Below are 6,142 nucleotides of genomic sequence, written 5' to 3'. Positions count from 1 at the left end.
ACGAGGGGGAGTGAGACAGAACTAGCTTGCTAGTTCGTTTTCGATCCCCGGCAAGCACAAAGAGGACTCTAGTGTTCGGATTTTCCGAACGCTAGAGTCCTTTTGTGTACTGCGCTGTAGCATTTTCAACGATATAGGAGACTTATGTCACAGCTCCTCTATTATTTTAATTTTTTACGATCACATCAGTACTTAAAATAGTCCCTTAAATGCGGCAAAAATCCCCTTCTTATTTGATGTGTCTTCATCACTTTTAATTGGTTGATCAACACTAGTTACTACTGTTTCAGAGCTTTCCGCACTATGCGGAGTTACAGGAACTAACTTATTTAGCTTAATTACATATGTTTGCTTACCGGCAGCGAAATGATGATCTGCAGGGAAATTGCTATCTTCCAGAGTATATCCCTCATCTTCAAATGCCTTAATTTCACCTGCTGGGTCATAATTAAATTCTGCCCCTGTCTTTCCCTTTAATAATTTTGCTTTGATTTCTTCACCAAATTGATCACTAAACTTCACGACGATTTCTGCCGGTTTAGGAGTATAGGTAATGCTTGCTTCATAGTCTGTAGCGTCCTTATCTACGCTTAGGGCTGGTACAACTTCAGCATCATATCCATCAACTGTAGCGGGCATGTACGCTGGTAAAATCCCCGCAGTCCAATCTTGCCAAATATCTTCTCCTGTTACCTCATCATGCATTCCTAAACGCATTGCAACCGCTTCTTGCACAATTTCCTGATGGGTTTGATCGGGCATCACTACTTCAATTGTTCTGGTTACTTTATGTTCATCTTTAAGCGGAGTTACCTTATGTGTTAAGTAAACATAGTATTGTTGCTCAGGACTACCAGCAAAGTATTTACCTGCTGTTGCTCCTTGATCAGCTTTAAATAAATCGTAGCCATTTGCATCATAATCCCACAATTTATTAGTATAGCTTTCACCTTCCGCAACTTCTAATTGTTGGGTGTGTTCTTCCAGAATCTTTCCCGAAGCCGGCTTTACAATTGGTAAACGATCGTAAGGAATATCAACGTAAAAAATAGTAACTGGCTGGACTTGTGCCCCCTGCTTGCTAACAACAATCTGATATTCTTGAGGCTGACTATCATCTGTAAACTCAAAGCGCGCATTTCGAGGCAATTCATTATCAACAATCAAATAGCCTTGTTCCGCTAATTGATCAATCTCAGCGGTCGGTGAATAATCAATCAATTCGCCTGCCAGTCCTTCAATTGTTTGAACATCAATTACTTTCCCGTCTTCATCAACAAATTTGATTTTAGCGCTGACTTTCTCGGGCTTATACGCGATATTGAGACTACTATCCTTGGTGGTTAATGAGATAGGTTGTTCAGGAACATTTTTACTTGTATATCCAGAGATAGCAGGTGCGGTTACAGCTGGTAAAGTTGCTGTATTCCAATCACTCCACGTCTTTTCTCCAGTAGTCATATCAGTAATCCCAAAGCGCTGAATCCGCCCAATTTGTTTAATTACTTGTTTAGCTCCTGTAGGCATATTAAACGTAATTGTCCGGGTTACCCGATGGTCTTCATCGATTTTCTCAATTTTATGCGTCAAGTAAACATAATAGTCACGTGCCGGCTGCCCACCAGCATAAGTTCCCTTTTGCGCACCATCATCATACTTGAAAAGCTCATATCCATCATCAGGTCCCCACAATTGGTTATTATAAGTTGTGTCCCCTTTACCGGTAAAAGTTTGAGTATGATCTTCAAGAATTTTGCCATCGCTTGGCTGTAATTCTTCTTTTGATTTATCAGCAGCATTTACAAGGTCAACATAATAAACATTAACTGTCTGTTTATTTTCAACCACTGTGACAGTAGCAGGTGAAGTAAGCAGCATACTTCCATCTTCACTGCCATTAAGAAAATAACCAATCATAATATTGTATTTTCCTGGCTTAGCACTGTCTAATTCTGAACTATCCACAATAAACGTTTGCTCTGGACTAACAGCTGCCTCTTCATTGTTTACAGATAGCCCCTTTACTTTAACAATTCCATCATATGGAGTCCAATTATCTTTTGCTTCAGCTTTTAGCGTAAAGTCTTTCGTTACTAAAAGCTGATGAACAACTACATAAGGAATAAAATCAACAGCCTCAAGGTCTAACTGTTCAGTTTGAACAGCAAATGCATAAGCATCCATCAGCTTACGGCCAGTTTCATCAACATCAACAGAGTATCCGTTTTCTTGAATTGCACTTTGAATAGCCGCCAAGGTGAAGAAATAGTGTCCACCTTGCCACAACACATTTTCGGCGCTCTCACTGCTATCAATCGTAACCTCATCATTAAAATTACTGATTGCGTGTGGAACCTCACCCAATGTCGGCATCAATTCTTGAACTTCTGATGGTAACACTTGACACCCATCTTCAGTTCGATCCAGCGCAACAAAATGTACTGCTTGATAATCATCATGAGCAAAAATTGGCGTACTTAACCGGAAATTCAACTGCGATGTTGTATGCTTATTAATTGTTAAATCGTAAAAGGCATATTCATTTAAGTGAAAGTTTACCTGACTATTTAGGTTATCGATGTTAACAATCTTAAATGGGAATTCTACTCGGTATGAACTATTAGGCAATAATGACCCAAAAACCATTATGGCCGTAACTTTATCCCAACTAAAGTCATCCCGTTGCTTCAAGGTATCAATTGTTGAATACTCTCCTTCATGACCCTTATAACTATAAGTGATATCGAAGCCTGGAATAACGTTTCCCTTTTCATCTTTGTATTCAAGGCCATCAAATTCATTAACCCGTGACTCATCGATTACAACCTGTGCTTTACCATTATTTACACTTTCAAATGCTGGGAATGTGTAAACAACTTCAACAGACTTAGCGGTTTCAGTTGCATTCTTCAAGTGACCATAGCCACTTAAATCAGTTGCACTTTTATAATTAACTAGTGAAGCTGTTTCCTTCATCCCGTTACGGCTAACTAATGACCGGTCTTTGGTATGACTTTCACGGTTAGTTGCTTGTAAGTACGTCCCATGTTGTAAGCCATCTAAATCGTCATTTAGCTCATAAACACCTAATGCCGGATTATTTTTAATTACGGGTTCTTGGACGCTTAATTTCTGCTGTTGTGCTGCAAAATTAGGCACTGATTCTAGTAGCTTCTTCATTGAAGGCGATTCATTCAGTGAAGCAACACTTGAAGCAGACAAATCATTTTTTAATTTTACTTGTCCCCCGATAGTTTCAGTTGAAACAAGATTCACGCCAATTACCTTATTTTTTTTTGTTTCATCTGTCTCAAGCATTTCCTAATCCCCCTTAAATACTCTTATAGTTCGATAACTATTCTTTCAACATTGAGTATAATATACTTATCTGTTATTTCAATACTGATAAATATTTTACTTTGTTAAGCATTTTTTTATTTATGTCCAACACATTGATGTATAAGGGTTTGTAAAGCATTAAAAATAATAAAAAAGAACAAAAGAATAATTTTTCATATGAAAAAATTATCTTTTGTTCTTTTAAATCAATTATTCTTTTATCATTAGATATTTAAAAGATCTATTCGGAATTCGTTAATATTGTGGTCCATCTGTAACATATCCATCGTTTTCCTGAGTAGTTCCATGGTTGTTATGTCCTTCTGTAGATGGCGCAGGATTAGAGGTCGTACTGTGCCTATTATTATTTGTAACGCCACCGCTATAGTTAGATGAACCGCGATAAACGTTATTATAGCTTCTTGATGCAGCTGAACCGTTGCTTGAAGTTGCTGTTGCATTATTTGAAGAACTAGTACCATTACTTTGCGTATTTGTTGAAGCAGAACTCGAATGAGAGGCTGAACTGGTTGAACTGCTTGAGGAAGAAGCTACCGAAGAAGAACTACTACTAGATGAAGCATCACTACTACTTGAAGAGGAGCTATCAGCCTCATCATTAACTTCCACTTTTAACTTTTTAGTTACCTTTTGATCACCACGTTCTGCAATAATGTCATATGTTCCTGCAACATCAAAAGTATAACTATGATTTACAAGTGATTGTCCTTTACTAGCTTTGAAAGTCTTAACAATCTCTTTGCTCTTATGACCACGAATAGTTAATGTTGTTTGTGGTGAAACCTTAAATTTTACTTTTGCCTCACCATTGTCATTCATTTTAACTTTTTTATCAAACTGTACTGAAACCTTACCTAAGGTATCGCTACTAGAAGCAGCATATTCAACATTCTCGGTCTTGCTTGTTTGAGCAGGCTTAGCCTCTTGATGATGCGAATGAATACTTTCAAAGGCGATTCCGCCGATACAAATTACTAAAACAGCAACTAACGTCCAGTTTAGGAAAACCCGTCCCCCACTAACAAAATTATTGCCGCTACGATTTTTTCGTAATTGTGAGATATATTGAGCAGCTAAAATAACAATCGCAATAATTGCCAATACTATCATTAAATTCATTACTCGCATAATTAATCCACCAAATCCATCCTATTCTTTTCTATATATATATCCTCAAACCATCATAGCATTAATTGAGCATTTTCTTAACGCTTTTTTCAATTTGTAATATAAATAAAAAAGTCTGTCACTCAATCTAAAATGAGTAACAGACTCAATCTGTAATCACCCGCACGGGGATCGAACCCGTAACTCCGCCTTGAGAGGGCGACGTCTTAACCAATTTGACCAGCGGGCAATAACGTACAAACATGATTATACGTTATTTCGTAATTTTCGTCAATCACAAATCCCATTAAAATCATTTAATCCAGTAACTTTTATTAAAAAATATTACAACTTAGTGGCTAGCTGACAATTCAAACGTTATAAATCCCCATTTGACCATTCCAGCCAACAAGAGACCGAGAAAAAACTTCTCTCAACCTCAGCCATTTTAATGAAAGATAGCAAGATAACGTGACAAATAAGCACAAGGCTCAAGGCTAGGGACAAGCAATAATCAGCCCGCAGTGTGCTAATCAACCGCCTTGTCGTGAAAGTTATTTCCTACTTTTACGACAATTATTCAAATGATAATTCTAATAAAAATACCTTTTTTCTTGGTATGTGGCAAGTTGTCGCCCAGACATCATGGTAATTTGTCTTTGCACCCTTAGTCATTCCAAAATACTCATCAAGTAATTCGCCATTTTTAGCTACAAAGTCATTTGATAAACGATTGACCATCAAGCAATTAACCGGAAAATAAAATGATGCGTTAGCTATTTTTAAGGAATCATCAAATAAAATCATTACTGTATTAGTATATCGCGCTTTAATTTTTCTTATTAATTCTGGATGATGCTTCAACTTTGTCAAAACGTAATAAATTGAATCAGAATTACTAGCCATATTCTTCCCCTCACTTGACAGTAATTATAACAAATAACTATGAAAAAGACCTGCTAGATAAAATCTAACAGGTCTTACCGTTGAAAAAATTGGGCATACTGGTCTCGAACCAGTAAATTATGGATTCAGAGTCCACTGCCTTACCAGTTTGGCGAATGCCCAATAAAATAAACTTACAACACTAAATACTATACATACAAAAACTTAAATAGTCAACTCTTTTTTCTTATTTTACTAATTCATAATGCAAGCGCCGACGCTGTTGTGCACAACGCCATCTTGTAATTAAATTAATTAGCGGATGATGATTTTTGTTACACCAATAATCAACGTCCGCTTCAATTTGACGTTGTGACCATTTACTATAGTCATGATGTAAAAAGTTATAATTTACAGTTGCTGATTGTTTTTTCCAAACAGCTGCCATTATAAACTGGCTTCGTGTTCGTTGTATTTTCTCGTCAACTTTTGCTAAGTCAACTGCTTCTACACTGATTATCTTAGCGGTGGCAATCGGTGGAATAACGGTCTTACTTGGTAAATAAGGTGCTAGCGGGACATTAATTAATGCATCAATAACAACCTCTTGCCAATCTGCTCGCGTTTCATAACGATGCATTAACCCCGCCTCCACATCATTTGCAATAAGATAATCACGTTCTTCACCCCAGCTTAATTGAACATGCACCAAAAATGCTGTTGACATTTCTACCACTCCTCAATATTATTTCACTGATATTTTACCGCAAAATCTTTTCACTTGTGCAAT

At 37.1% G+C, this 6,142-nt stretch carries 4 protein-coding genes and 2 tRNA genes; all 6 read right to left on the bottom strand.

The window, feature by feature from the left end:
- Window positions 1-192: 192 nt before the first annotated feature.
- Entirely contained in the window at window positions 193-3,318 is a 3,126-nt protein-coding gene (locus DTK66_RS09645) for a mucin-binding protein (RefSeq protein ID WP_191668526.1), read from the bottom strand.
- 276 nt (window positions 3,319-3,594) lie between these two features.
- On the bottom strand, window positions 3,595-4,488 hold the full coding sequence (locus DTK66_RS09640) for a hypothetical protein (RefSeq protein ID WP_191668525.1): 894 nt from the start codon (window positions 4,486-4,488) through the stop codon (window positions 3,595-3,597).
- Between the two features lie 156 nt (window positions 4,489-4,644).
- Window positions 4,645-4,717, bottom strand: a tRNA-Glu gene (locus tag DTK66_RS09635).
- A gap of 326 nt (window positions 4,718-5,043) precedes the next feature.
- Window positions 5,044-5,373, bottom strand: a complete 330-nt coding sequence (locus tag DTK66_RS09630; protein ID WP_191668524.1) for a hypothetical protein — start codon at window positions 5,371-5,373, stop codon at window positions 5,044-5,046.
- Between the two features lie 89 nt (window positions 5,374-5,462).
- A tRNA-Gln gene (locus DTK66_RS09625) sits at window positions 5,463-5,535 on the bottom strand.
- Window positions 5,536-5,599: 64 nt separating this feature from the next.
- Entirely contained in the window at window positions 5,600-6,079 is a 480-nt protein-coding gene (locus DTK66_RS09620; protein WP_191668523.1) for a DUF7679 family protein, read from the bottom strand.
- Window positions 6,080-6,142 lie beyond the last annotated feature (63 nt).

Source organism: Limosilactobacillus walteri, assembly GCF_014830205.1.
Classification (GTDB): domain Bacteria; phylum Bacillota; class Bacilli; order Lactobacillales; family Lactobacillaceae; genus Limosilactobacillus; species Limosilactobacillus walteri.
The sequence above is the reverse complement of the archived record's forward strand: the minus strand, read 5'-3'. Positions and strand labels throughout refer to the sequence as shown.

What these genes read in the sequence shown, in the direction of transcription:
- DTK66_RS09645 (WP_191668526.1), bottom strand. Translation starts at nt 3,318, where the DNA reads ATGCTTGAGACAGATGAAACAAAAAAAAATAAGGTAATTGGCGTGAAT.
- DTK66_RS09640 (WP_191668525.1), bottom strand. Translation starts at nt 4,488, where the DNA reads ATGCGAGTAATGAATTTAATGATAGTATTGGCAATTATTGCGATTGTT.
- DTK66_RS09630 (WP_191668524.1), bottom strand. Translation starts at nt 5,373, where the DNA reads ATGGCTAGTAATTCTGATTCAATTTATTACGTTTTGACAAAGTTGAAG.
- DTK66_RS09620 (WP_191668523.1), bottom strand. Translation starts at nt 6,079, where the DNA reads ATGTCAACAGCATTTTTGGTGCATGTTCAATTAAGCTGGGGTGAAGAA.